This is a genomic window from Variovorax saccharolyticus, from assembly GCF_030316765.1.
GTDB lineage: Bacteria > Pseudomonadota > Gammaproteobacteria > Burkholderiales > Burkholderiaceae_C > Variovorax > Variovorax saccharolyticus.
This window is the reverse complement of record NZ_JASZYT010000012.1, coordinates 1-26,447: the sequence shown is the minus strand read 5'-3', so window position 1 is coordinate 26,447 and position 26,447 is coordinate 1. Positions and strand designations below refer to the sequence as shown.

At 63.1% G+C, this 26,447-nt stretch carries 23 protein-coding genes; 18 read left to right on the top strand and 5 right to left on the bottom strand.

From position 1 onward, the window contains the following. Positions 1-9: 9 nt before the first annotated feature. Positions 10-2,307, bottom strand: coding sequence for a xanthine dehydrogenase family protein molybdopterin-binding subunit (locus tag QTI45_RS29650; protein ID WP_286656846.1), 2,298 nt, complete (start codon positions 2,305-2,307; stop codon positions 10-12). Next, entirely contained in the window at positions 2,304-2,786 is a 483-nt protein-coding gene (locus QTI45_RS29645; protein ID WP_286656845.1) for a (2Fe-2S)-binding protein, read from the bottom strand. Before QTI45_RS29645 ends, QTI45_RS29650 begins: the two co-directional genes overlap by 4 nt. A gap of 475 nt (positions 2,787-3,261) precedes the next feature. Between QTI45_RS29645 and QTI45_RS29640 the strand changes: the two genes are divergently transcribed. From QTI45_RS29640 to QTI45_RS29595, 10 genes are read left to right on the top strand one after another with little or no spacing between them, the layout of a single operon-like run. Continuing rightward, positions 3,262-4,953, top strand: a complete 1,692-nt coding sequence (locus tag QTI45_RS29640; RefSeq protein WP_286656844.1) for an FAD-dependent monooxygenase — start codon at positions 3,262-3,264, stop codon at positions 4,951-4,953. Beyond that, complete coding sequence (locus tag QTI45_RS29635) at positions 4,953-5,390, top strand: nuclear transport factor 2 family protein (RefSeq protein ID WP_286656843.1); 438 nt, start codon at positions 4,953-4,955, stop codon at positions 5,388-5,390. Before QTI45_RS29640 ends, QTI45_RS29635 begins: the two co-directional genes overlap by 1 nt. A gap of 50 nt (positions 5,391-5,440) precedes the next feature. Then, positions 5,441-6,385 (top strand): Bug family tripartite tricarboxylate transporter substrate binding protein, encoded by a 945-nt coding sequence (locus tag QTI45_RS29630; RefSeq protein ID WP_286656842.1) that lies wholly within the window; start codon positions 5,441-5,443, stop codon positions 6,383-6,385. Positions 6,386-6,395: 10 nt separating this feature from the next. Continuing rightward, complete coding sequence (locus QTI45_RS29625) at positions 6,396-7,403, top strand: NAD(P)-dependent oxidoreductase (RefSeq protein WP_286656985.1); 1,008 nt, start codon at positions 6,396-6,398, stop codon at positions 7,401-7,403. Beyond that, a complete protein-coding gene (locus QTI45_RS29620; RefSeq protein ID WP_286656841.1) occupies positions 7,400-9,154 on the top strand; it encodes an FAD-binding protein in 1,755 nt (584 codons plus the stop codon). Before QTI45_RS29625 ends, QTI45_RS29620 begins: the two co-directional genes overlap by 4 nt. A gap of 1 nt (position 9,155) precedes the next feature. Further along, the gene (locus tag QTI45_RS29615; protein WP_286656840.1) at positions 9,156-10,070 is read left to right on the top strand and encodes an NAD-dependent epimerase/dehydratase family protein; all 915 of its coding nucleotides are present in this window, start codon (positions 9,156-9,158) and stop codon (positions 10,068-10,070) included. Between the two features lie 40 nt (positions 10,071-10,110). Beyond that, on the top strand, positions 10,111-11,013 hold the full coding sequence (locus tag QTI45_RS29610; protein ID WP_286656839.1) for an alpha/beta fold hydrolase: 903 nt from the start codon (positions 10,111-10,113) through the stop codon (positions 11,011-11,013). 20 nt (positions 11,014-11,033) lie between these two features. Continuing rightward, positions 11,034-11,495 (top strand): (2Fe-2S)-binding protein, encoded by a 462-nt coding sequence (locus QTI45_RS29605; RefSeq protein ID WP_286656838.1) that lies wholly within the window; start codon positions 11,034-11,036, stop codon positions 11,493-11,495. A 10-nt stretch (positions 11,496-11,505) separates the two neighbouring features. Beyond that, positions 11,506-12,552 (top strand): molybdopterin cofactor-binding domain-containing protein, encoded by a 1,047-nt coding sequence (locus QTI45_RS29600; protein WP_286656837.1) that lies wholly within the window; start codon positions 11,506-11,508, stop codon positions 12,550-12,552. Then, positions 12,444-13,769 carry a xanthine dehydrogenase family protein molybdopterin-binding subunit gene (locus tag QTI45_RS29595; protein ID WP_286656836.1) on the top strand — a complete coding sequence of 442 codons (1,326 nt, stop codon included), beginning with the start codon at positions 12,444-12,446 and terminating at the stop codon, positions 13,767-13,769. The genes QTI45_RS29600 and QTI45_RS29595 overlap by 109 nt, the downstream gene beginning before the upstream one ends. Before the next feature lie 115 nt (positions 13,770-13,884). Here QTI45_RS29595 and QTI45_RS29590 read toward each other — a convergent pair whose 3' ends face one another. Further along, the gene (locus QTI45_RS29590) at positions 13,885-15,192 is read right to left on the bottom strand and encodes a porin (RefSeq protein ID WP_286656835.1); all 1,308 of its coding nucleotides are present in this window, start codon (positions 15,190-15,192) and stop codon (positions 13,885-13,887) included. 167 nt (positions 15,193-15,359) lie between these two features. Here QTI45_RS29590 and QTI45_RS29585 point away from each other — a divergent pair, with 167 nt between their 5' ends. Continuing rightward, positions 15,360-16,265, top strand: coding sequence for a LysR family transcriptional regulator (locus QTI45_RS29585; protein ID WP_286656834.1), 906 nt, complete (start codon positions 15,360-15,362; stop codon positions 16,263-16,265). Positions 16,266-16,960: 695 nt separating this feature from the next. Here the strand turns inward: QTI45_RS29585 and QTI45_RS29580 are convergent. Then, positions 16,961-17,563 (bottom strand): hypothetical protein, encoded by a 603-nt coding sequence (locus tag QTI45_RS29580; RefSeq protein ID WP_286656833.1) that lies wholly within the window; start codon positions 17,561-17,563, stop codon positions 16,961-16,963. A 72-nt stretch (positions 17,564-17,635) separates the two neighbouring features. Further along, on the bottom strand, positions 17,636-19,531 hold the full coding sequence (locus QTI45_RS29575) for an alpha/beta hydrolase domain-containing protein (RefSeq protein ID WP_286656832.1): 1,896 nt from the start codon (positions 19,529-19,531) through the stop codon (positions 17,636-17,638). A 199-nt stretch (positions 19,532-19,730) separates the two neighbouring features. Between QTI45_RS29575 and QTI45_RS29570 the strand changes: the two genes are divergently transcribed. The 7 genes from QTI45_RS29570 (at position 19,731) to QTI45_RS29545 (ending at position 26,123) form a co-directional block, all read left to right on the top strand. Then, positions 19,731-20,387 (top strand): TetR/AcrR family transcriptional regulator, encoded by a 657-nt coding sequence (locus tag QTI45_RS29570; RefSeq protein WP_286656831.1) that lies wholly within the window; start codon positions 19,731-19,733, stop codon positions 20,385-20,387. A 244-nt stretch (positions 20,388-20,631) separates the two neighbouring features. Then, complete coding sequence (locus QTI45_RS29565) at positions 20,632-21,051, top strand: hypothetical protein (RefSeq protein WP_286656830.1); 420 nt, start codon at positions 20,632-20,634, stop codon at positions 21,049-21,051. Positions 21,052-21,312: 261 nt separating this feature from the next. After that, positions 21,313-22,206, top strand: coding sequence for a FadR/GntR family transcriptional regulator (locus tag QTI45_RS29560; protein WP_286656829.1), 894 nt, complete (start codon positions 21,313-21,315; stop codon positions 22,204-22,206). Between the two features lie 683 nt (positions 22,207-22,889). After that, positions 22,890-23,267 (top strand): LysR family transcriptional regulator, encoded by a 378-nt coding sequence (locus QTI45_RS29555; RefSeq protein WP_286656828.1) that lies wholly within the window; start codon positions 22,890-22,892, stop codon positions 23,265-23,267. Between the two features lie 106 nt (positions 23,268-23,373). Next, entirely contained in the window at positions 23,374-23,742 is a 369-nt protein-coding gene (locus tag QTI45_RS35375; protein WP_506555405.1) for a lipocalin-like domain-containing protein, read from the top strand. Between the two features lie 148 nt (positions 23,743-23,890). After that, a complete protein-coding gene (locus QTI45_RS29550; protein ID WP_286656827.1) occupies positions 23,891-24,874 on the top strand; it encodes an NAD(P)-dependent oxidoreductase in 984 nt (327 codons plus the stop codon). Between the two features lie 658 nt (positions 24,875-25,532). Continuing rightward, positions 25,533-26,123 carry a DUF2889 domain-containing protein gene (locus tag QTI45_RS29545; protein WP_286656826.1) on the top strand — a complete coding sequence of 197 codons (591 nt, stop codon included), beginning with the start codon at positions 25,533-25,535 and terminating at the stop codon, positions 26,121-26,123. The last annotated feature ends 324 nt before the right edge of the window (positions 26,124-26,447 follow it).

Sequence of the window (26,447 nt, the reverse complement as noted above, 5' to 3'; positions counted from 1 at the left end):
CTCCCGGAACTAGATCGAATAGCCTTCGCGCGTGATCGGAAGGGTGCGAATGCGCTGGCCGGTGAGCGTGAAGACCGCGTTGCAGATGGCCGGTGCCACCGGCGGGAAGGCGGGTTCGCCCACGCCTGTCGGCGGGTAGTCGGTATCGAGGAAGTGAACGTCGACCACCGGCGTGATCGGCATGCGGCCCAAAGGATACTGGTCGAAGTTCTTCTGCTCGATCCGGCCGTTCTCCATCGTGATCTCGAGCGACATGGTGCTGATGGCGTCGATGACGCAGCCTTGGCACTGGTTCTCGGCGGATGACAGGTCGACGATCGGCCCGATGTCGCCCACCACCCAGACCTTGTGGACGGTGATCTTTTTCTTCGCGTCCACGCTGACCTCGGCAACTTCGGCAAAGTGGCCTTGGTGGCTGAAGTGAAAGGCAATGCCGAGCGCACGCCCTTGTGGCAGGCTATTTTTCCCCCAGCCAGACCTTTCTGCAGCGGCGCGAATCACGGCGGTCGCACGTTCCGGCACGTGTACGGGCCGGCCGGGTGGCGTGCCCGTGTTGCCCGCATGCCGTGCGCCGGTGACTTCGAGAAGGAACTCCACATGGTCGCGTTTCGCGGCCGTCGACAGTTCGTGCATGAAAGACTGCACCACCCAACCCGCCGTATTGGCGCCAGGTGCGCGCCAGGACCCCGTGGGCACGCGCAGGGGCATCAGCGTCTGAGAGGCGCGATAACGCGGCACGTTCAGGGCCGGAAATTCGTTGGCCTGCCAATTGGCCGCCGTGACTGCCGCGCCGCCCTCGCTCTTGAAGTGGACCAAGTGCGAGTTCCAGGCCGCGATGCGGCCGCGGTCGTTGAGCGATCCCTTGAACGCCATGAAGCCGGCGGGACGGAAGAAGTCATGCGCCATGTCGTCCTCGCGCAGGCTCACCAGCTTGACGGGCAGGCCACCCGCTTGCTTGGAGATCTGCGCGGCCTCGATCACGTTGTCGTTGACCAGCCGGCGGCCGAATCCGCCGCCCAGCCGCTGCTGGTGAATAGTCACCCTGCCGGCCGGGATACCGAATACTGTTGCCAGCAGGTTGCGGGCGTTGGTGGGGGTTTGCGAGGCCGCCCAGATTTCGATGCTGTCGCCGGAACTCTCCTTCTTGTACCAGGCCGTTGACGTCTGGGGCTCGAGTTGCGCGTGGCCGACGAAGCCGTAGGTGTAGAAGCTCTCCACCTGCCGCCCTGTCGCGAGGGCTTCGTCGACGTTGCCGATCGCCTGCACGATCTGCGCACCCTCGAGCTTCTTACCGAGCTCGCGCGCCTGTGTACTGAAGCCCTTCCAACTGTCCCTGGAGGCACCGCTCTCGTCCCATATGACTTCGAGCTTACGCCGGGCCGAGATGGCAGACCAAGTGTTCTTCGCAACGATGGCGACGCCGTTTGACACCTCGGTCGGCTTGCCGGTGCCTTCGACGATAAAGGCGTCCTTGACGCCGGGCAGTCGCCTGACCGCATCGAGGTTCGCGCTGCCCACCTTGCCATAGATGGCCGGGCACTTCTGAAACACCGCCACCAGCATCTCCGGCAATTGCACGTCGATGCCGAACAGCGGCTGGCCGGTGACAATCTTCAGGCCGTCCACGCCCTTGTGGCGTTTGCCCAGGAGCTTGAAGGCCTTGCGTTCTTTCAGCTTCAGGGTTTGCAGGTCGGGCACGGGCAGAGCGGCCGCTTCCGAGGCGAGCGCGCCATAGCCGGCGCGGCGATTACTAGCGGAATGCAGCAACATGCTCTCGTTGGTCGTGATCTCCGAAGGCGGAACGCCCCATCGCGTCGCGGCCGCAGCCACGAGCATGGCGCGCGCGCCCGCACCGGCCTGTCGCAGCACCATCCAGTTGGTAGGAATGGAGAGGGACCCCCCGGCCATCTGCACACCATACACGGACGCATCGATGGGCGATTGCTCGATGTTTACGTCCGACCAGTTGGCATCCAGCTCCTCGGCCAGGATCAAGCCAAATGCGGTCTTGACACCTTGGCCGATCTCGGGGTTCTTGGCGTACAGCGTGATCTTGCCGTCCGGGGCGATGCGAACGTAGGCGCCTGGCACGAATGCTGGTGCGGCTGTCGTGGCTGGCTGGGCCTGCGTGACAGTCGGGCTGCCAATGCCGAAGAACAGTCCACCGCCGGCACCGGCTGCAAACTTGATGAAGCAGCGGCGCGACAGCTGGCCTGCAGCTTCTGACGGATCGGGCCCCGAGAGGGATCGCGTGAAGCCGTCGATCAGGTCGCGTACTTCGGCTTCGCTATGGACAGCGTCCTTCATTGGTTGACCCCCCGTGTGGCGATGGCGGTTCCAGCGGCCGACTTGATCGCCGCCCGGATGCGCGTATAGGTGCCGCAGCGACACAGGTTTCGCGACATGAACTCATCGATCTGCGCGTCGGTGGGTTGGGGGAACTGTTGCAGCAGCGCGGTCGCGCTCATGATCTGTCCGGCCTGGCAGTAGCCGCACTGGGCGACGTCATGGTCGATCCATGCTCGTTGCACGGCGGTCAGCACATTGCCGGCAGCGAGCCCCTCGATGGTCGTGATCTTCTGGCCCTGCGTCGCTGCCACTGGCAACTGGCAGGAGGGCACCGGCACACCGTTGAGATGCACCGTGCATGCGCTGCATTGACCGACGCCGCAGCCGAACTTGGTGCCGACAAGCTTCAGTTCGTCCCGAAGCACCCACAGCAGGGGACTCTCCAGATCAACATCGGCCTTGTAGACCTTGCCATTGACATCCAAATCTATCGCCATGCCACAGCTCCTGTCTGGTGTTCGTCGCGGCCTCTGGACAGGGCGCGCGCGGGACTGTCGACTTTAGGAAGTCTTTGGCAACCGCGATAGTAGGTGTTCGCTGGATAGACCTGCAAGGAGCGCTTGCCAATAGTTCAATTCCGCCTGCTCGACATCGACAGCGACCTGCGTGCCTACCCGGCCAGCAAGTGAAGCTTGCCAAAGGTCCTCCTGGGGGGGCTATTGAGGGGCAGCCAGCCTACCATTTTGGGGTGCCTTCAGACTCATTCAGTGTCAGGCGCTTGCAGCACGTCAGTGCGGGGCGCTGTAGCCCACCTTCGGCGATCGATGCGAATACAGGGTTGCACGCGTCGGGGACACGCTGCCCTGCAATTCCCTATTCACATCCTGAATAGGCTTGCCCCTCACAATCGATTGGACGACGCATGCAGGTGCCACGAAGATCCATGCATCATCAACGCGTCTGCATAGCACCATGCCCTCGATTGCACCTCCTGCCGACAACGCGCCGGCTCCACTTCGCACTTCCGTTCTCGTTGTCGGGGGCGGTCCTGTCGGCCTTGGTATGGCGATCGAGTTGTCATGGAGAGGAATTGATTCGATCTTGATCGAGCAAGGTGATGGCACGATTGAGCACCCGCGCACCGGGCTGATGGCGGTACGCACGATGGAACTGCTTCGCCGCTGGGGGCTGGCGCAGCGCATTCGCGAAAGCGGCTTCCCGGACGACTACGAACTGTCGATGGTGTTCTGCACGTCGTTGAACGGGCTGCTGCTGGCCAAGGAGCCCTATCCCAGCATGCGCGACACGCCGACGCCTGCAGAAACGCCGGAGAAAAAGCAGCGCTGCCCACAGTTGTGGATGCAACCTATCCTCGCGGACGCGGTGAGGCAGCAACAGCGCATCGGGCTGCGCCACCTGCATCGGCTGGAAGGGTTCACGCAGGATGAAGAGGGTGTCACGAGCCGCGTGGTCGACCTGCGCAGCGGAGAGCCGCTGCAGATCCGCTCGGATTACCTGCTCGCTTGCGATGGTGCAACCAGCGCTGTGCGCGGCGAACTCGGCATCCCCATGAATGGACGCCTGCTGAGCTACTCGATCAACATCCTCATTCGTGCGCCCGGCCTGGTGAGCCGACATCGCATGGGCCCGGCCGAGCGCTACCTGTTCGTGGGTCCGGAGGGCACCTGGGGCAACCTCACCGTCGTCGACGGCCAGGCCATCTGGCGGCTGACCGTCCTCGGCTCGGGCCAGAAAATGGACCTCGAGAACTTCGATGCGAGCCATTGGGTCCGGCGCGCGCTCGGCGCCGATGACATCCCGTTCGAGGTGTTGTCGGTGGACCCGTGGCGTCGCAGCGAAATGCTGGCCGATTCGTATGCCCGGGGCCGCGTGCTGCTGGTGGGCGATTCCGGCCACACGATGTCGCCCACCGGCGGCATGGGGATGAACACCGGCATGCAGGAGGTGCTGGATCTGGGCTGGAAGCTCGAAGGTGCCTTGCACGGCTGGGCCGGCCCCGGTCTGCTGGCCAGCTACGAGATTGAGCGCAAGCCCATCGCCGCACGCAACATTGGCTTTTCGACCCAGAACTACAACGCCTGGCGCGACGTGCCTGACACCCGCCAGGTTTGTGACGAGACTCCCGAAGGCGTCCGGATTCGCGCCGAGGTGGGCAAACGGCTGGCCGACTCAACCCGCGTGGAGTGGGAGTCCCTGGGCCTGCAGATCGGCCACCGCTATGAGGGCTCACCAATCTGCGTGCCTGACGGCACGCCGCCCACCGCCGACGACTATTCGATCTATGTGCCGACGTCGAGGCCCGGCTCGCGCGCGCCGCATGCGTGGCTGGCGGACGGGCGCTCCACGCTCGATCTGTTCGGCCGCGGCTTTGTGCTGCTTGCGTTCGGTGCGGGCGCGAACACGCAGCAACTGGAGCAGGCGTTCGCCCACCGCAAGGTACCGCTGGTGGTTGAACGCGTCGACGACCCGCGCGTGGCCGCCTTGTACGAACGTGCGCTGGTGCTGGTCCGCCCGGACGGGCATGTCGCCTGGCGTGGCGAGACGGCGGCGGACGCCGAACGCATCGTCGACACCGTGCGAGGCGCAGCGCCTGGCGTCTCATGGACGCCAACCCCAGTGCATTCGGAAGAAGTGGAGGCGTGATGGCCACAATCGAAGAGCGCCTGTGTGCACTCGAAGACCGCTTCGCGATCAGCGAATTGCGTTCCAGGTACTGCTGGTACACGGTGCGGGCGCTGCGCCACGAGGTGGTGGAACTGTTCACCGAGGACGGCGTGTTCGAAAACGCCAGGAGCAGCGAGGACACGCCGGCCATCGTCACGGGCAGGGCGGCGCTGCAGGACTACTTCTCGCGCATGCGACCGGCGCGTCGCATACCGCTGGTGACCAACGAGGTGACGCACATCCACGGTGACCAGGTCGAGGGCACCTGCGCGATGACCTCGATCGGCGAAGACCCGTTCTGCGGCCATTACATCGATTCGTTCCGGAAAGTGGAGGGGCGCTGGCTGTTCAGCGCTCGGCGCTTCTTTCCCTACTGGCCTGTCTTCAAGCCGGACAAGGATCGCCAGCATCCCTGAGCTTCATAACAATTTGACGGAGACATCGGTCCATGCAACGACGTTCAACCTTGCAGTTTCTGGCGCTTGGCCTCGTGGGCAGCGCACTCAACCCCATCGCCCGAGCCGCGCCCGGCCGCACCGTTCGCCTGGTCGTCCCGAATCCGGCAGGTTCATCCACCGATCAGGTGGCGCGGCTATTCGCGCAGCCGCTGGGCGTCGCGCTCAACCAGGTGATCGTGGTGGACAACAAGCCCGGCGCCAACGGCATCATCGCGATGCAAGACTTGGTGCGATCGCCGCCGGACGGCAGCACGCTGATGTTCAGCTCGCTGTCTCCGCTCGCGATCAATGTGGCGTTGCTAAAGAATCTGCCGTACGACCCGCGCAAGGATGTCACGCCGATCTCGGGCGGCTATTTGTCCAACCAGGTGCTGATGGTGGGCGCCGCCCACCCGGCGCGCACTTTCTCGGATTTCATCGCCTATGCGAAGCGCAACCCGGGCAAGGTGAGCATCGGGCACGCCAGCACGCTCTCGCACGCGGAAATCGCCGCCATGGCCAAGCAGGCCGGCATCGACGTGCTGCAGGTGCCCTACAGGGGCATTCCTCCGGCCATCACCGACGTGATCGGCGGCACTCTGGATGCAACCTTCGTCGACATGGTGAACGCCCTCGGCCAGGGCAAGGCCGGGCAGATGCGCGCCCTGGCCGTCACATCGGCCAAACGCAATCCGGCCGCGCCGCAATGGCCGTCCATCGCGGAGGCCTTGTCCGGCTATGACTTCTCCGCCTGGACTGCCTTCGTCGGGCCGGCCGGCATGGCGCCCGAGACGGTCAGCCGGGTCCATGCAGCGGTGAGCGCAATCCTCAAGCAGCAGGAGTTCGTCGACAAACTTGAGGGCATCGGCATGGTTGCGCAACGGGCCACGCCTGGCGAACTCAAGTCGCTGATCGATTCGGACATCGCCAGGTGGACGCGGCTCGTGGCGGAATACAAGATCCAGGCGGAGTAGCGTGGCCAGCATGGCGTCGAATGAATCATCCAAGCCTGTTGTGGGCTTCATTGGCCTTGGGGCCATGGGCGCGCCGATGGCGGCCAGGCTGCAGGCGGCGGGGTATCCGCTGGTCGTGCACGACCGGCGCGAAGAGGCAATCGCACCGCTGGTGCAGGCCGGGGCGATGCGCGCCGACACGCCGCGCGGCGTCGCGCAGCAATGCGCCGTGATCTTCTCGTGCCTGCCGGATCTCGCGCAGATTGAGGCGGTCGCCCTCGGGCAGGATGGCATCCTGTCTGGGGCTCATCGCGGCCAATCCTACTTCGAGATGTCGACGAGTTCCCCCGCGCTGGTTCGGCAACTGCATTCGGTTTTTGCGCAACAAGGCGTCGATCTGCTGGACGCGCCCGTCAGCGGCGGCCCTCGCGGCGCCCGGCGCGGCCGCCTGGCGATATGGGTCGGCGGCGACAAGCGCGCGTATGAGCGGCATGAGCCGGTGTTGCAGGCGATGGCCGACCACCCGAGCCATCTCGGCCCTTGCGGTGCCGGCTTGGTCGCCAAGCTGGTCCACAACTGCACCAGCCAAGCGACGCAGGCTGCCATTGCGGAGATCTTTAGCCTGGGCGTCAAGGCCGGAGCCGACCCGCTCGCGTTGTGGCGGGCCGTGCGGCAAGGCGCGATCGGGCGCCGACGCACCTTCGATGGCCTGATCGATCAATTCCTGCCCGCGGAGTACGACACGCCCCAGGCTGTCCTGGACATCATGCACAAGGACACCCTCGCGGCCACGGAGTTGGGACGTGAACTGGGGGTCCCCCTGCGGATTGCCAACCTGGCCTTGGCCGACATCCAGGAGGCCATGAACCGGGGCTGGGCCCAGCGTGATGGCCGCTGCGTGATGCTGCTCCCACAGGAGCGCGCCGGCGTCTCGATCCGCGTCGATCCACGCGGGATTCGTGAGGCGCTGCACGATGACCCACCCGCGCCAACCGATACCCGGCATGGCGCTGAACCCACCCTTGGAGAGCGACTGTGACAGTTTCAACCACCGCCTGGGACCACGAGACCGACGTGCTGATCTTTGGCAGCGGTGTGGCCGGCTTTTCCGCGGGCGTGTTTGCCCGCAAGCGCAACCTCGACGTGCTCATTTGCGAGAAGATGCCCGTGGTCGGGGGCACGACCGCGACGTCGGGTGGGTTCGCGTGGGTGCCCAACACCGCGCAGTCAAAGGCCGCGGGCGCCCAGGACTCCATTGACAACGCTCGGACCTATCTGCAGCACGAGCTCGGCAACTTCTACCGCGCCGATCTGGTTGAATCTTTCCTGGAAGCTGGCCCCGAGGCCATGGCCACGTTGCAGGACGGTACCGACGTCGTGTTCGACTACGTGCCTTGGCCCGACTACCACGCGGACCAGGTGGGTGGCGTCAGTGCCGGACGCACGCACGAGCCGCGCCGCTTTGACGGTCGCGCCTTGGGCCAAGACTTCGAGTTGATCCGCCCGCCTATTCGCCGGCTCATGCTTCTGGGCGGCATGTCCATCGACAAACGCAAGGTCGACGACTTTCTCAACCCGTTCAAGTCCCTGCGCGGCTTCGTGCGTGTCGTCAGCACCCTCGCGCGTTTCGCAGCCGATCGCACGCGCTATTCGCGCGGCACCGATATCGGCGCGGGCAACGCCTTGATCGCCCGCTTGCTGCTGACGCTGCGCAAGGCGAAGGCCGATCTGTGGGTCGGCGCGCCGCTCGTCGAGCTGATCTCGGAGAGCGGAAGAGCGGTCGGTGCGGTCGTCCGGCACGAGGGGCGAACCAAGCGGGTTCGCGCCCGGCACGGCGTGATCCTGGCCACCGGGGGCTTTCCCCACAACGCGAAGATGCGCCAGGAGCTCGGGCCGAACCACCCACACGATCGCTCGGTCGGCTGGGAAGCCAACGTGGGCGAAGGCATCAACGCCGCCAGGCAGATCGGCGCGGTCATCGACTACAAGGTGGTCGGACCGGGGCTGTGGCAACCCTCGTCGCTCCTGCGTCGCCCGGATGGCACAGAGGAAACCATCCTGTATGGCTACCTCGACAGGGGCAAGCCCGGCATCATCGCGGTCGACGCGAGTGGACGTCGCTTCGTGAACGAATCGAATTCGTACCACGACATTGGAGAAGCGATGTTCCGCCATGGCGTGGGGCAGGGCAACCGGTTCTATTTCATCTGCGATCGCAAGTTCGTCTGGAAGCGAGGGTTGGGCTTGATCCGACCCTTCCGGCCCAGCTTGGCGCCCTACGCGAAGTCGGGGTACGTCGCCGTCGATGACACCCTGGAAGGACTGGCGGCAAAGATCGGCATCGATCCTCAAGGCTTGGTCGACACGGTGAGCAAGCACAACGAGTACGCGCGGACTGGCGTCGACCCCGAGTTCAGGCGTGGGACCAATCCATTCAACAGCAAGCTGCTGGGGGATCCTGCGTTCAAGCCCAATCCCAACCTCGGACCCATCGTCCAGGCACCCTTCGTCGCTCTGCAGATGGTTCCTTCGACGCTGGGGACCAGCATCGGCCTGGCCGTCAACGCTCACTCGCAGGTGCTCGATGCCTCGGAGCGCCCGATTCCTGGCCTCTACGCCTGTGGCCAGGACATGTCCCATGTCATGCGTGGCTTCTATCCCGGTGGCGGTATCAACATCGGCCCGGCCATCGTGTTCGCCTACGTGGCTGTACATCACATCGTTGCGACCCAAGGTCGCGTCACCCGCGGCGCCAGCGACCGCGAAGTCGCATTTACAACGGAGAACTGAGATGGTGGTTTTTGTGATTGGCGGCGCCGGCTTCATCGGCCGGCGCGTCGTGCGCCTTCTGGCGGCCCAGGGGCACGAAGTGGTGAGTCTGGATGTGGCCTCGGCGGACTTCAGCGACCTGGGCAAGCAGGTTCGCTCGCAGTGGATGGATCTGACCCGGTTCGAGGACGTCATCGCGGCCATGGCCACCCACAAGCCGCAGGTGGTCATCAATCTGAGCTACATGCGGGAGAACCTGCCGCGCCCGGCCATGAAGGTCAATGTGCTGGGCATGGACAACTGCTTCGAGGCCGCGCGGCTGAGCGACGTGGCGCACGTCGTGTATTCGAGCTCCATCGCCGTCAACGGAAGCCAGGCACCCTACGGGCACCGCAAGATCCTGGAAACCGATCCACCCTGTCCTGCCAAGCAGTACTCGGTGCATAAGGTCTTCAACGAGTGGCAGGCCAAGGAGTACCGCGAGAAGCACGGCATGTGCATCACGGGACTGCGCGCGGCCCACATCTCGGGCGGCGACAAGCTGATTGGCTCTGTCGACCACGTGCAGTGCATCGTCAATCCGGCGCTGGGTAAGAGGGCCGTCTTCGACTATCGCGACCGCATGCGCTGCATTGTCTATGCCGATGACATTGCGGAGGTGTTCGTCCGGTTGGCCCTAAAGGCGCAACCCGAGCACCCTTTGTACAACTCGGGCGGCGAGACCCTCAGCCTCGGGAAGCTCGCCGACATCGTCAGGAAGTTCCTGCCCGAAGCCGACATCTCATTCGAAAAGGAAAGCGGCGGGGAGGCCCTCTCTGGAGGCTACCTGTTTGACAACGAGCGCCTGGTACGCGAGTTCGGTATCCAGTACCCGCCCTACGAGCAGCGTGTCGGTCGGATGATCGAAAGCGTGCGGCGGGGGCAAGGCGCCAGCTGAGCGCCGGGCGTTGCACAACAAAACCAAGGAGACATGCCTCGTGACCCAGAACCCAACTCCCTCACACGCAGGCCCGTCGCGGCGCTCGTTCATCACCGCCGGGGTGGCCGGGCTCGCTGCGCTGGGCCTCAACCGGTCCGCCTTCGGCGCTGGCCGGATCCGGACCATCGCCGCGGGCGCCAACGACCCCACGATCATCTTCGTGCACGGTTTCGCTTGTGCCGCGGACGACTATCAGGCGCAGATCGACGCACTCTCGTCTTCCTACAGATGTATCGCCTTGGACTTGCCGGGCCATGGCGCCTCCGCCATGCCCGCCCAGCCCACGATGGCCGCGCTGGCGCAAGCTGTGAACGACGTGAAGGAGCGGAGCGGTGCGCGCAAAGTCATTCTCGCGGGTCATAGCATGGGATCCAAGGTCGTGCGCGAGGCCTACCGCCAGTCCACGGAGGGTGTCGTCGGATTGGTCTTTATCGACGGCAGCGTCTACTCCGGAAACCCGGACACCATCAACGCGAATCTGCGCGCCCAGTTGGCGCGCGAGGGTTACAAGGAGTGGGCCAAGCGCCAGTTCGATTCCATGGTGATGGACAACGGCGACCCGAAACTCAGGCAGCGCTTGGCCGCTCGCGCTCAAGCCCTGGATCCCGACTTCGCCGAAGCCTTGCTGGTCGATGCCGTGCGCTGGGAGCTGCCATCCGGGCTCGAGTCGATGAAACATATTGCCGTGCCCACGCTTCTGCTGCAATCGACGTACTTCACCTCCGACTACAAGCGCGTGCCTCTCAAGGATGGAATCAAGACGCCGTTCATGGAGCTTGCCCCCAAGGTGATCGCTCAGTGCGAGGTGCGAACCATCTCGGGCGTCGGGCACTTTCCGATGATCGAGGCGGCGCCAGTGGTCAACCAGCACTTTCGAGAGTTCGCCGCTCGCGTGGCCTGACTTCAAACGAGGAGACATACATGGCGACTTCACTGATCGTGAACGGAAAAAAGCTGACTGTCGATGCAGATCCGGCAACCCCGCTGCTGTGGGCGCTGCGCGACCACCTGGGCATGACGGGAACCAAATTTGGCTGTGGCATGGCGCAGTGTGGCGCTTGCACGGTCCACCTGGAGAGTGCGGCCGTGCGCTCTTGCGTCATCCCGCTGGAAGCCGTGGCGAACCAACGCGTCACCACCATCGAAGGCCTTTCCAAGGACAGCTCGCATCCGCTACAGAAGGTATGGATCTCGGACAACGTGGCCCAGTGCGGATACTGCCAATCCGGCATGCTGATGGCGGCGGCCGCGCTGCTAAAGAGCAACCCTCGTCCGAGCGACGAGGACATCGACGCGCAGGTCAGCAACATCTGCCGTTGCGGCACGTACCCGCGCGTGCGTGCGGCCATTCACAAGGCCGCCTCCATGGCCAGGAAGGCGTGAGGAGGCTGCGATGCACCAGAGTCGAAGAGACTTCCTGATTCGTTCGGCCGTCGTCGGCGGCGGACTGGCCGTGGGCATCACGTGGATGGATGCCGCGGGCGCCGACGAAGCGGTGGCCGCAGCGCCGTGGGACCAGCCCTTGCCGGCCGGCGCGACCGAGTACTCGCCATGGTTGTCCGTCGGCCGCAACGGCATCGTGACCGTGCGGGTGGGGACGCCGGACCTCGGCAATGGGGTGGTGACGCAGAACCTTATGACCGTCACGGAGGAGCTCTACTGCGATTGGGGCAAGATCCGCGCCGAGTACGCGTCGGTGAATCGGAACTATGTGCAGGGGCAGATCTATTCAAAGCAGATCGGCCCGCGCACTTTCTTCGGCCGCTCCACCGGCCCGCAGTTGATGGCGATCCTGCTGCAAGTGGGGGCCAGCGCACGGGAGCGTCTGAAGGAGGCCGCTGCGCAGGCCTGGAAGGTGCCGCGATCCGAGATCGTGGTCAAGGACAGCGTGCTGATCCATGCCAAGTCAGGGCGCAAACTCGGCTTCGGAGACGTGGCGCAGCAGGCTGCGGCGATCAAGCTCGACGCCGAGCCCACACCCAAGCCGCCCGAAGAATGGTGGTTCGTGGGCAAGGCCAGTCCGCCGCGGGTGCAGCAGCCGCTTCTCGTCAACGGCAGCGCGCAGTTCGGCCTGGACGTTCATCCGCCCGGCATGGTGTACGCGGCGTTGATGCAGGCGCCGGTGCAAGGCGGTAGGCTCAAGAGCTACGACTTCGAGAAGATCCGCCGCATGCCGGGCGTGATTGGCGTGGCCGTCGTGGATCCAAACGAGCCGCGACCACGGATGGATCCCAAGACGCTGCCGTACGGGCCGCCCGAAATGACGGCGCCGCAAAGCGCGGTGGCGGTGGTGCCGCTCACTACTGGCAAGCGCGCAAGGCGCTGGAGGCGATGCCGATCGAGTGGGACGATGGAGCGGGCGCGCAGTGGAAGTCGAACGACCAGGTGGTCAAGGCGGTTCGCGATGCCATCGATCAACCTGGCGAGAAAGTGGAAGTGAAAGTCGGCAATGCCTTGCAGGTGCTGGACAAACATTCCCGGGTGGTCGAGGCCGTGTATCACGCGCCTTTCGCGGAGCATGCGACCATGGAGCCGCTAAACGGCACCGCGCTGGTCACCGCCGATCGTGTGGAGGTCTGGCAGCCGTCGCAGCAAGCGGCGCAGGTCCACCTAGTGGCGGCGAACGAAACCGGCGTTCCACCGGAACGAGTGTTTGTGCACCAGACATTTGTTGGTGGAGGATTCGGCAGGCGCATCTTTGGTGATGACGCGCGCATGGTGGTGGCCGTCGCAAAGAAGTTTCCGGGTCGGCCGGTCAAGGTCATCTGGACGCGTGAGGAAACCATGCGCCAGGGCCGGTATCGGCATCTCACGACCGTTCGGCTGCGCGCCGGGCTGGACCCCCAAGGCATGCCCGAGGCATTTCACGTCCGAGCCGCCGGCACGCCGGCGTTCCGGGTGCGCTATTTGACGGACTGCCCACTGAGCGCGGGCCTTGCGCCGCATGTGCACGTCGAATCGCGCGCGGTGCCGTTCCATGTCATGGGCAGCGACTACCGCGGCCCGGGGACCAACGTCAATTCGTTCTTCACGGAAGTCTTTGTCGACGAATGCGCAGCGGCGGCCGGCATCGATCCCCTCGAGTATCGGCTCAGGCTGTTCGCCAAGTGGCCGGACGCCGCCTGGGTTCAATGCTTGAAGGAAGTGGCGGGCAAGGCGGGTTGGGGGCGAAAGCTTGCTCGTGGCTGGGGCCAGGGCATTGCAATCGCCAACTGGGGCGGCGCGGGGAAGCCAGAGGGCGGGGCCACGGTTGCGGCGATCGTGACCGTGGAAGTGAGCCGCAAGGGCGAGGTGCGCGTCGATTCGGTCGACATGGCGATCGATCCGGGACGCGTGGGCTACCCGGATGGCCTGCGCTCGCAACTCGAAGGGGGGGCGATCTTCGCCTTGAATTCGGCGCTCAACGAGCAGGTGACGGTCCAGGACGGTCGCATCGTCGAGGGCAACTACCACCAGTATCCGATGCTTCGAATCGGTGATACGCCGAAACGCATCAACGTGCACTTTGGCGCCGTCTCGGGACATCCCCGCATGGCGTTCGTCGGCGAAGCTGCCATGGGTCCGGTCCCCCCGGCCCTGGGCAACGCGATCTTCGCGGCCACCGGCAAGCGCATCCGCTCTTTGCCGTTTCGGGTGCACGACCTGAGCTGGACCTGATTCAAGACAGTACGAAAGCCTGCCGGGCCCGAGGAGCAATCTCGAGCCTGGCTATTTGTTTTTCGTTCGAGACAGCCGCAGGACCCCCGCGGGTCGTGTGGTCCCGGGTCCTGGGTCAGAAGGAATGTTTGATGCCGAAGTCGTAGCCTGTTGAGGAACGAGGTGCATACCCTTGCACTCCGGCGCCGGTCGACAGATACGTCAGCCCACCACCCGTCGTGGCGCCCAAGACGTTCGGGTTGTTCTGGCCGTTCTTGATCAACACCTTGCCGACCGTGGCATACAGCGCCGTGCGCTTGGACAAGTTGTAGACATAGCCGAGTGCCAATTTTTGCGCAGAAGCGTCGGTGTTGACTGAGCCTCGGTCGCCATCCACGTAGAAGTTGAGCTCGGCGTATGTTGCACGGATCACGCCTGCGCCGATCGGTAGGATTACCCCGATCTGGCCGCCGTTGTAAGTGTCGTGGCTCCAGGTGCTGGCCGCGGCAGCTGGCAGGCTGTCGACCTCGCGCCTAGCTTGCATCTGCACGAGTTCACCGAGCAGCTGCAAGGGCCCGAAGTCGTAGGTGGTGACCAGGCTGGTCTCGACAATCCTGTCCCTGACCCAGGCGTTGCCGTCGGCGCCATCAGCCGCTTGGCTGGATCCGTACGCCAGCACCACGTTCCACGGGCCACTGGCGTATCCGAAGCGGCCGCCGTAGTAGCGTCCTTTCGACGACGGCGATGAAGCGGTGCCGCTAACCTTCGTTGTTTCCGGCAGTGCATACATCAACTGCCCGTAAAAGCCGCCCAGGTTCGAGGGAAGGAAATAGCCAACGCTGTTGCTGGTGCGTGCGTAGTTGTCGGAACTGCTGATGGGCGATCCTGGGCCTCGTGCAACCGCCAGGTTGGCGCCGACAGTTCCGAAGAGCGTCCCTCCCACGCCGCCGTTTCCGAAAGGATCGGCGACGAGCGTGCTCTGGTAGGTCGGCACATAGTCGCGGCCAAGGCGGATCTCTCCCCAAGCACTCGCAAGGCTGACGGTAGAGCGGCGATTGAAGGTCAGGCCGCCGCCGGGTGCCGTCCCCTGGCCGGTATCGTTGGTCAGCCCAGCTTCCAGCCAGAAGCTCGCGGATTGCCCGCCACCCAGATCCTCGATGCCGCGAAAGCCCAGACGGCTGCCAACCATGTTGCCGGTCGACATGGCCCACTTGCTTTTCGTGACGTCGGCCGGCGCGGCAGCCGGGGGCCGCGCGAGGGAATCGTTGCTGTAGAAGACGCTTCTCGCATCGTAGTGGCTCACGGCCGCATCGAGCACGCCGAACACCGTGATGTTGGATTGGGCTGAAGCAACACCACTGAAGGCCAGCGCGGCGAGTGCGAAGCAAGTTTTGTTGAATTTCCGTGTCTCGTGTTTGGAGCCGATTTTGTGTGTAGTTGTCATGTTTGAACCTGAAGCGACGGGACGATTTTTTTGCCCGAGACGCCTCTAGGTCCAATCGAAACTGAGCGGAATTCCTATTCACAATGTCAATATCATGGGTTACTCTTATTTCCATTCCCCTGGTTTTGGAGTCTCGTTCGGCCAATGGCTGTGTCAGGCAATCACGAATGAATCTCAGAACACTGGACCTCAACCTGCTGCGTGCCTTCGCCTCGATCTATGTGGAACGCAATGTGTCCGCGGCAGCGCGGCGCGAGGCGCTGTCGCAACCCGCCATGAGCAACGCGCTGAACCGGTTGCGGCGTAGCTTCGACGACGAGCTCTTCGTCAAGACACCGCGTGGCATGGAGCCCACCGTGCTTGCGAATCAGTTGATCAAGCCTGTCAATGAGGCACTGACAATTCTGAAGAATGGCTTGGACCAGCAGCAGAAGTTCAATCCTATGACCGCCGTAAGGTGCTTCAGGATGCTGATGTCGGATGCCGGAGAGTCGGCCATGCTTCCGAGCCTGATGCGAGGGGCCAGCGAGTTGTCAGGACAACTGACTTTCGAGGCGGTGAAGATGGCGCATGACAAGTACGCTGAAGCTCTTCAATCGGGCGCCGTTGACCTGGCCATCGGAAACCTGCCGTTTCTCAACGCGGGGTTCGAGCGCAGCCATCTCTTTGATGATCCGTACTGCATCGTTGCAAGAGAAGATAATCCACTGCTCGAGGACAGCTTGACGTTGAAGTCGTTCTTGAGCGCCTCGCATATTGCGGTGACTACCGGCAAGGCGGACGCTCTGGTCGATCAGCATCTTTCAAGGAAGCGGCTGAAGCGAAACATCAGGCTGGTCGTTTCGAACTATCATGTGGCGGTGGACGTCGTAGCCGGTTCGGACCTGCTGGCGACGGTACCGCAGATGATTGCGCGTTCGGCCAAGGGCGTGAGCATGAAGGCCCTACCAATGAAGATCCCTCGTGCGGCGGTTCTCATGGTGTGGCACTCGGTCGTTCACCGTGATCCGGCAAGCCTGTGGTTGCGCCAGACTCTGTTGCAGCAGTTTGGCGATCGGCCAGCGAAAGGCTGACTCCAGAGCGGGCTAGTGCACTCGTGGCGCAGCAGATCCCGTCAATCCTCGCTGTTGAGGTTCAACGTCTCCGGTTGTGCCCCCACACTTCGCCAGTAAGGCCGGCTGAGAATGGCTGTTGAAAACGGGGGTGGGGCCATTGCCAAGCGCCTTCAGGCCGTCCAGTATCTAGCGCCGCATGAACCCATCCGAAAGGCTCAATCGTTGAAAGCTACGTGTCCTTCAGACTGCGCATTCAACCGGTCGATGCAACACAAACGATGGCGGCTGTATCCAAGCCCTGACGATCTCCACGGAATCTCCTGTCTTCAGCAGGGCAACGGCAACGATCGCCAAGGCGTCACCTGATAGTTGCCCGGCTCGAAGGCGAGCTCGCTCTTTTCGTAGGCGCCGTGCCCAAGCCCAGGAGAGCATGCGCAAGATCGAGGACGCGCGGGTCAAGAGGTCGTGAGTTTTCGTCGTTCCGATCATCCGCACGTCGGCGCGCAGACGAGACTCTACGAGAGATTCCCATCCACCTCTTCGGCGAAGACGCTGCCACCATGGTCTTGCCTCAGGCCAAGTACGAGTTTCCATATCTTGGTCGCCTTGACGGAGCGCCCGAAGGCGTTCGGTCCAGAGGTGCGGCGGTTACTGAACCCGACGATGGGGCTCGGGCACGATGGCAGCCTTACAGCGAGTCCACTCCGCGAGATTCATGCCCCATCCTTGCTGTTGCGATCGATGCCTTCTGCACTGCGCCCTCCGGGCGCTGCGGCGTCCCCCAGAGATTCGGTCCACGAGGAGGGCGAACCGGCAGGCAGTGCTTGCCTGATGTAGTCGAAGCTTTGCAGTGTGCCGATGGGCTGCCCATCGATCGTCCGCGGAGGCGTCGTCAATGGCAGTGAGCGGCGCGTTTGCGTCCGCTTCTCGAAAAACACGACCTTCTCTTCGTCGACGGCATCAACCCGGTACTCCTCGTCCACGTCTGCACGCCCTGAGACGACGAGCGTTCGGCCCGCCTTCATCAGCACGACGTACAGCGTGCCCTTCTCGCTCCAGGATCCCGCGTAGGTGAAGGGCAGCGGTGGCGGTGGATCCGCCCGCGTTGGCATTTCATCTATGACAGTGGCATGGGGTACCGATGGCCAATTGCGTACGCCGAACGGATCCGCGGCAATGTCGGGCGGCAGTGAGGGGCCCCCGGGCGGGCTGGCTTGTGCTGGAGTGGATGCCCGTTCCACTCGCGCTTCTTCGTCTGGACTCCAGAAGAAGAAGGCGAGCAGGGCTGAGGCAACGCAAACGGTCAGCAAGGTCAAACGACGAGGTTTCCTCGCGGCATACCTCACTTCGTAGATCGTGCCCCGCATCCCGTCTACTAAGCCGGCGCGTTACCGCTTTCCAGGCCAGGCGTCTCTGTCCCGGTCATGGTCAAGTCGGTCGTCCAGCGCGGTGTTGACCGCAGCCGATGCGCCCAGCTTGACAAGCTCCGCGATCAGGACATCTGCGTACTCGGTCAGCAATGCCGCTTGCTGTGTCGTCGCGCGCCCCTTGGCCAGCTGACCAGCGATCTGCGTCTTGTACTTCTGCAGCCAGCCCACCGCCTGGGTGAACCAGGCGGTCTTGACGGAGGTCAGCGATGTCGTGTATCCGCGTGCCACGGCATGCGTGGCCGCATCCAGCGAAAGCAGGATGGGGTCGTCGCCGCTCATGTAGAGAAACTGGGTGTGATCGCGCAGCAACTGGGTGGAGGGCTGGATCGGGAATTGGGCGAAGTTGGCGCAGAGCGGGCCGCATTCGAGCTTGCGTCCGTACAGCGACACGGCGGCCTGCCCCAGCATCTCCTTCGCATCTTCCTCGAGAACGAAGCCGTCGCGCCAGTTGTCGAAGACCGCCTTCGTGAACGGCTCGAGGTAGGCGCGTCGCGTCGGATAGAGCTGATTGAGCGTTGCCGTGTCGAAGGGAATATGCGTCCCGTTCAGGAAGCACAGACCGCCGGCACCCGGTGGCAGGTCGTTGAAACCCGAGTCGAGTGCGACCGGCACGGCGAAGGGCGCAAGGCGGATTCCTCCGAGCGAATTGCCGTAGGCGTCGCGCACGACCGTGACGCCGTCGCCGGCGAGCTGGATCGTCGGCGAAGCGGGCGGCGAGACGACCTTGCCGGAGTGGCCCTTCTTGTCGCCCCAGCGCGAGAGCCAGTCGATCGCCGCAGAAATGACGTAGCGGTCCGGGACGCGACTGCGGCTGGGATTCAGGCAGTTGTCACGCAGCGCTGCGGTCGGTTGGTCGCGGCGCAGCAACGAGTAGCGCACCGCGAACGAAGCCCAGTCCGAGTGCGAGGCTCCAGCCAAGGACCAGGTCCGCAGCAGTTCGCTGTCGGGTTGAAGCACGGCAATCTCGTTGGCCGAGGCCGGCGCCGTGTACTCGGTCTCCGAGAGTAGCTTGATGATCGGATAGTTCAGGTCTGTGCGCAGGCGCTCACCGCCGATGTACAGAAGCACCGCATCCATCACAGGCTCGTCACGGGTCTGAATGGCGTTCATCAGCACCGAAAGGCGACCTGCGGACTGAGAGACCCCGGCACCGACGACCTTCTTGACATGCTTGCTCAAGGGGCCGAGCACGCCGGCGTGCCGAACCGCCTGGACGCCCTGGGTGAAGACGTCGTAGCCCAGCGGGTCGCCGCTGGGAAACTTCCCGCCCGCGGTCAGATCCAGCGACGCATAGCGTGCAGGGCTGAATTGCTTGAGCCCCAAGGTCGGGTTCGTAATCGGGCCACTCTGAGCCGAGATGCCAACCCACGTATAGCCATCGCGCAGGAAGAACTCGTGCGCCCGGAACCACAGGGCCTCGACGTCGTAGTTGCTGGTGGCATTGATCCATTCGACGACCACGACCCCGTTGAACTTGCCTGGGTGGGCGGGGCGCCGCACGACCATTCGCGTGGTGTAGGGGTTGCCGGCCGTCACGATGTTTGCGGTCGGCGACGCCGTCGGCCGGGCGCCGATGCCGCCGGAGAATGTGGCGTCATAGGTGTTCGCCGTCCCGGAGAAGAAGAATTCCTCTTCGACATAACCCCGCGCCTTGAGATCCAGGTCGGTCGCGAAGAAAGTGTAGTTGCGAGACGGGCTGGAGGGGTCCGAGGGGATTGGACCATTGACCACAGGGGTGGGCACCACAGCGAACGCTGCCGATGCAACGATCGACATGGCCGTGGCGACGCAGGCGCGTCGCAAGCCGCTGGCTGTCCAACGAGATTTCGATTTGACGCCGGAGAGGAATGACATGGATGAACCTCGCTTCAAGGTGATGGCTTCGGAGGAGTGGCTTGCTGGGTCTTCACGACAAATGCTTGAAGTCCGGCCCCGCGAGCGCCTACGGCTTTCAAGGAAGCGGGAGATTAACAATGTTGTTAATGACGTGGCTTGGTGATTACCCGGGCCTGCAGGCAAGGAGGGGCGGTCGACCTTGCCGTATTCTTCGCAGATGCAAACCAAAGTTGCTACCAAGAAGCTGCCGGTCGAACCGAGGGTCAAGGATCCGGAACTCGTACGTGCCAGTCTGCTGACCGTCGCAGCAGAGGAATTTGCGCTTCGAGGCTTTGAAGGCGCACGCCTTGAAGTGATCGCTCAGAAGGTGGGCATCACGCGCGCAATGATCTACTACTACTTCGGTGGTCGCGAGGGGCTGTATGTCGCTGTCCTGGAAGATGCCTACGGTGCCATCTGGCGGGCCGAGCACGAGATCGCATGGGAAGGGCTCGATCCTGAAGCTGCGTTGCGCGCCTTGGTTTCGTTCCGGGTGGGGTACTACATCGCGCACCCGACCTTCGTCGCCCTGGTATCCATCGAGAATCAGCACAAGGCGCAACACCTCAAGCGCGCAAAGTCGGTGATGAGCAGCGCTTCGCTGTCGCTCGAACGCACCGCCGCGGCGCTGGCCAAGGGCCAGGCAGACGGGGTCTTTCGAAAGGACATCGACGTCGTTGACCTCTATCAGATCATCGTGTCGCTGGCCTTCTTCAACGTCGCCAACCAACACACGTTCGGAGCGATCTTCGGCCGGGATGCGAGCGACGCCGGTCGTGTGCGCCGCTTCGTGGCCGACGCGGTGCTGCGCTATGTCGCGGCCGATCAGTCTTGACCGTCTGCTGACATACGCACTTGGCTTAGCCGCGCTGTTGCATCCTTGACTGGGCGAGCGGTAGGGCGACCTGAACGCCGGCGATCGTCGTCGTCATACGCGGGCCACGAGCCCGACCTCCAGAGGTTGTTGACAGCTCGCGACGTGGTGGTCCGACCGAAGCCTAAGATTCGCGACATACTAGCTAGGTCGATGCATGGCACTTGTTGAACCAACGTGAGGGCGCTGAAACGCGGAGGGGTCAATGTCTTCCCATCGACGCGACAAGGAATGCTACACGGTTGCTGACGGCAAGTCCGTGCGCGTCGAGCAAGAGCAGCCGGCTTCGCGAATTTCGCGGGGTTGTCCTTTCGTAGCGCAGCCGACGACGTGGGGGCGGCGCGCACGGCGCCTCACGCGGATGCTCGCGCCCCTCGGCCGGCGGGTACCGGCGATGGTCGACTATGACAATCTCTGGCTATCGCCGAACGTCATTGATCTGTACTCCGACATGGGGCTGGAAGTTCATCGAAGTTCCATTCACGCGTCACCCGATACACCACCAGTGCATTCGTGCGAGCGAAACTGGGAGCAGCGCTATCGCGACGGGGCGTCGCGCCTAACCGTCTTCAAAATGCGCACGAAGCGCGTCTCCGGTTGCACGAAAATCCTGTGTGATCTGTAGGGCTCCGCGCTGTGCGAGTTTCATAAAAGCAACTCCCCGCCCACAAGTGGGTCCATTTGGGGCCGTTCAGTGGTTCATCGGTGGCGACTTAAACGCCGGAAGCGCGATTCTCTCGCTTCTCCCGCGTAGCTAGCGCATTTTGAGGTGCATTTTCTGGCGAGAGGAAAAGGCGATTCCTACTGTGGTATCGGGGCACTGATGGACGCAGTATGATCACGGAACGACACAGTCGATCCGAAAGTCATTTTTTCGAGCAATTTGGTGAACCAACGGCAAAAAGACGCGATTGGCGCGCCGCAGGAGATCCCTGCGGCGGACTCTCAGGGCTTGGGCGAGAACGTTCGGGAGCAGGACCGCAAGCGGCGAGTCACTGTCAACCGGATTTCGGTGCCAAAGCCGCAGGATGTATTGGCCGAGCACCTGCGCGAGAGCATTCTTCGAGGAGAGATTCCAGAAGGGGAGGGTTTGCCTTCGGAAAGAGAGCTTGTAGACCAGACGGGCCTGAGCCGCGGAGCCGTTCGACAAGCTTTGCGCAAGCTGTCGGATGAGGGTCTGGTTCAGACACGGCATGGCCGTTTCGGCGGAAGCATGGTGACCCTTCCTGGGCAGGACTCGATCTCCACAGCCATCAACCGCTTCGTTCGCGGACAAAAGGTATCCTTGCGCATTATTCAGGAGACGCGCGAACTGCTCGAGCCATATCTTGCCCGGCAGGCGGCTGAACGCCGCACCGAGGAGCATCTTCGTGCGTTGAAGTCACTGCATGAGGCGCTGATCGCCTCTGGCGAAAACTTCAGGGAGTTCGCCAATATCAATGTGAAGTGGCACAACGCTGTGGCTGCCGCCAGCGGCAATGAGCTTCTTGCGACAGTTCTGTACTCAATCTCCCAGGGGGTACACGCAGCCACGATGGTTGAAGAGTACGACACGCCCGATACGCACAACCAAGTCATTCGCATCCATGCGCGGGTTAACGCAGCGATTGAAGCGCGCGACGGCGACTTGGCTGAAAGCAGCATGCGAAAGCACATCCATGCGGCGAACGCGCTGCCTCTTCGTTCGAGCGGGATGGAAATATCTCTCGCCGGCGATCGCCCAGCACGCGCGCGCGCGCCCGCATCGGTGCCGGTGCCGGTGCGGCGCGGCAAGAAGTAGTCCGCGGAGCGCCTCGAAGCGAACCACGCCATCGGCAGTCGCGCCCTCCGCGATTGGAAGCACACAAAGGAGGCCCGTTGCCTGGCGGTCCACGCCTCAAGGGCTGCAGCCGATGCGGCCTTGACTTCCGGCCGGAGCTGGCTGTCGTCGTTCAGTTCGACCTACAAAGCTGGCAGCCCCCCTGCGTTAGCGCGCACATTGGCGTGACCGTCAGGTTCGAATGTGCTTCCCCGGCGCCGCGCTTTTTGCGTAACCATTGGTTTGATCTTCCGCGCGACCCTTCGCGGCCGCCCAATGGCTGGGGGTTAGTGTCCGAAGGCGTCTTGCTCTTCACTAGAAAAGCCCGCAGGGTGCGTGGTCGCGTGGTCGCGTGGTCGCGTGGTCTGGGCGGTGTGACGCCGCATCCGAATCCCAAGCAAGTTTGGCCCTGGTTGACCAGCAGACCGCAAGGACAGACCTGCGCTATGGGCACCTTCTTGGCACCTCGATGGGCGTCCAACAGCTTGCCGCCCGTCCCGGGGCGCCGGGCGATCGGAAGCCCTCTCTAGGCCGTAAGCACCCAATTGACACCTCTACGGTTTATGGTTAACCTATATCGTACGGGGCAACGAGTAGGTGCATGCCGCAGGTAGGCAGCGCTTACAGGCCGGATTTCCAGGCGCTTAGATCGTGGATAGCGACAAATGGAGCTGATGGTGCGAAGCGAATGTGCTGACAAGGTTAATGCAATGGAGACGGCATGTCGGGGGGATCTGGCCGACGCGCTCGAAGCTGAGCCTGTCAGCATTAACCTTGCGCGGGTTGACCTCGTGTCCATTCGACTGGCGGTGCTGTGCGCCGAACTCGGCTCCTTGTCTGCGGCCGCAAGGCGCGCGCACTGTTCCTTGTCCACAAGCAGCTATCGGCTAACTGCCCTCGAGGCCTCATTGGGAAGCCCGTTGTTCACTCGCGACCATCGCGGATTGCGCACCAACAATGCCGGACAACTGTTCGTTGAACACGCGAAGGCCATCCTCGAACACATAGATCTGATGAGCTCAAAGATTCGCTCGCTCGGGTGACTTGCTTATCGACTCTGGATGAACAGGAGCAGACGTGGAGGCACTTGACGGAATCTGGCGGCTTGTTGACAGCCGAGCATGGAACGGCATCACTGAGCGATTGAGCATGCCGTACGGATCGCATCCTGTTGGCCAGATTGCATTCTCTAGAGGACGCATGTTGGTTGCCTTGTGTAACGGCGACAACGATCTGGGGCCAGACGCACGCTCCTTCAATTCCTATGGCGGACCATACACCTTCGACGGCGAAACCCTCGACTGTGCTGTGGACGTTGCCTCCGATCCTCAGCGTGTCGGCAGTCGTCAAGTTCGCGGCGTCGTTATGCTCAGTGAAGACAAACTGCTGCTGAGGCCACCGGCCGGGCTGTACGGGAGAAAGCTAGAGCGACGCGAACTCATCTGGGAGCGAGTATGGCGCCCAGAAGCTAAGGTATCGGTCCTGACTTCTAAAACGAGGTTGACGGCGGATGGTTGAAGGCTGCAACGAGCCCGAAACCGACACTATGCCGCAATGACCTTTCGCGACCGTCAACGTCAATACCAACGAAGTCTCTTCCGGAGCGGCCCAACACCTTGCCTAGTTTGGCAACACGCAACCCACCTCATCACAACGAACGCGCATCATGAAAAATTCCGCTCTACCGACGGTCGGCTTCATTGGCCTAGGCATCATGGGAGCCGCCATGGCTTCCAATCTGCAGAGGGCAGGTTACCCGGTCGTCGTCAACGACGTGCGACGGGAGGCCGCCGCGCGACATACCGAGGCAGGCGCGGCCTGGGCCGATACGCCGCGCGCCGTGGCCGAACAATGCGAAGTTATCTTCTCGTGCCTTCCCAACCTAGCGGCAATCGAGGCGGTCGCGCTCGGTACTGATGGCATTCTGACGGGCGTGCGCCGCGGCCAAGCTTTGTTCGAGATGTCGACCAGTTCGCCGGAACTCGTCGCACGGCTGCACGCTGCATTCGCAGAGCGCGACGCCTTCATGCTCGATGCGCCGATCAGTGGGGGCGCGCGCGGCGCGGAGCGGGGACGGTTGGGCATATTTGTCGGCGGCGATAGAACGGTCTTCGAACGCTACGAGCCTGTCCTGAAGACGATGGGCGATCAACCGGTTCATGTCGGCGCTGTCGGTGCAGGGCTGGTCACCAAGCTTGTTGGCAATTGCATGAGTCAAGCGACCCAGGCTGCGATCGCGGAGATATTCGTGTTGGGCGTGAAGGCCGGTGCGGAGCCGCTTGCCTTGTGGCAGGCCATCCGGCAGGGCTCGCTCGGCCGAAGACGCACCTTCGACGGACTCATCGACGAGTTCCTGCCGGCAAGCTTCGACCCACCTCACGCGGCACTGCGGATCATCCACAAGGACATGATGATTGCCACGGACTTGGGCCGCGAGCTCGGTGTTCCCATGCGCTTTTCCAACCTTGCTCTTGCCGACATCCAGGAGGCAATGAATCGCGGCTGGTCAGAGCGTGACTGTAGGGCTGTCATGCTCCTGCCGCAGGAGCGGGTCGGTGTCCAGATCAAGGTAGACCCCGCTGCCATACAGGAAGTCCTCCAGCGCGACCCGCCTGCTCCTTCCGATACGAAGTACGGAACTTCGGATTAGCCAACGCTTCGGCGGCCCCGTCGCATCTCGCCCAGCCTGCCAGGCAGCTTGCCGCGGTAAGGAGTTCGGCGCCTGACGCCGATGGTGGGCTGCGCAGCGCCGTTCCCCCCGCAGGGTCCACGGCCGGACAACAGTGCCGCGATCCAGGCGTGCTGCCGCGCTATGAGAGGCCCACGCCACAGCGGAGCGCGCCCATCGCACAGCCGCTGTGTTCCTCGCCTGCAGGGTGCGTTGTGATGCGTCAGTCTTTGGAACAGTCAGATTCGTTCCGAAGTCAATGGATAACCATAAATATAAGTTGAGTGTAAGTAAGCCCGGATTAACATGATGTATCACTTGAGGAATCCGGGTTTCGTGACACCAGAGTTGAATGGTTGACATATGCATCAACGGATGTACAGTGCTTGCATGAAGTCAAAAGGAGCCCCTGTGACTGCCGCCCATCCCACTACGGATGAGAGCTTCCAGATTCGCTTTCGCTGGCAGTCAAACGAGCACATCTATTCGTTTCCCTGCGACGAACGGGGGAACGTCAACTTGGACCGTATCACCGATGCGGAACGTCGAAATTACCTGTTCGCCAGGATCGCGAGCCGCCACCAACGCGCGCATGTCGAAGTCATAGCGGCCACGCGGGGCAAATCAGGGAGTTCGCCTCGTGAATAGTTCATCTGCCGCCGTTTCCCCGGCTCATTCAGAAGTAGGCCGCGCGGAGATCCACCTTAGGCGAATCGAGATGCGTGGCTTTAGCCGAAGCGACGGCCTATATGAGATCGAAGGTCGCCTCAGCGACCGCAAGACGCACGCGTTCGTCCGGCCTGGCGATGGCCACACGGTGCCCGCCAACGTACCGATCCACGACATGGGCGTGCGTCTCGTTTTCGACGGGGACATGGTTGTTCGCTCAGTAGAGACATTCACGTTGAGCGCTCCGTACGCAGCTTGCCCAGAAGGTGGGCACGCTTTGAAAAGCCTGACTGGGCTGCGCATCGGTCGCGGTTGGAGTCAGGAAGTGCGCAGCCGCCTTGGCGGCGCGAGCAGTTGCACCCACCTGAGGGAACTCCTTCCTCCGATGGCCAGCGCAGCTCTGCAAGCCGTAGGTGGGCTCCTCCCAGGGAAGCCGCTTGAAGAGGTCGACGGCTCAGGCCGGCCGATCAAGATCGATAGCTGCTACGCCTATGCTGCCTCCGGCGAGGTAGTTCTTCACCGCTGGCCACAGTACCACCGGACCCCCACGAGCAATGAATAGGTAACGGCGCAAAGGGTGCCTTGCTAGCGCCGAGCCGGCAGCGTAGGTCCTGGCTGAAGCTTTGGCGCAGCAATTCGACAGACTCTTACTTGCGTGACGGCGCTCCGGCGGGGTGGGGCGGTTTGCCCCGCTCCTGGCAGCTTGGACGACGCGACGAGCGGCGTCGGCCGCGACGACTGCGCGCAATCCGGAGGGCACCGCTTCAGTGTCTAGGTGCCTTGGGGGGGGGGGGGGGGGGGGGGGGGCCCCGACTCCCCCGCAGAACACACTCCCACAAGGCCGAAGCGAACATAATCCTCTACTTGATTCAAAACTGGGTGACTT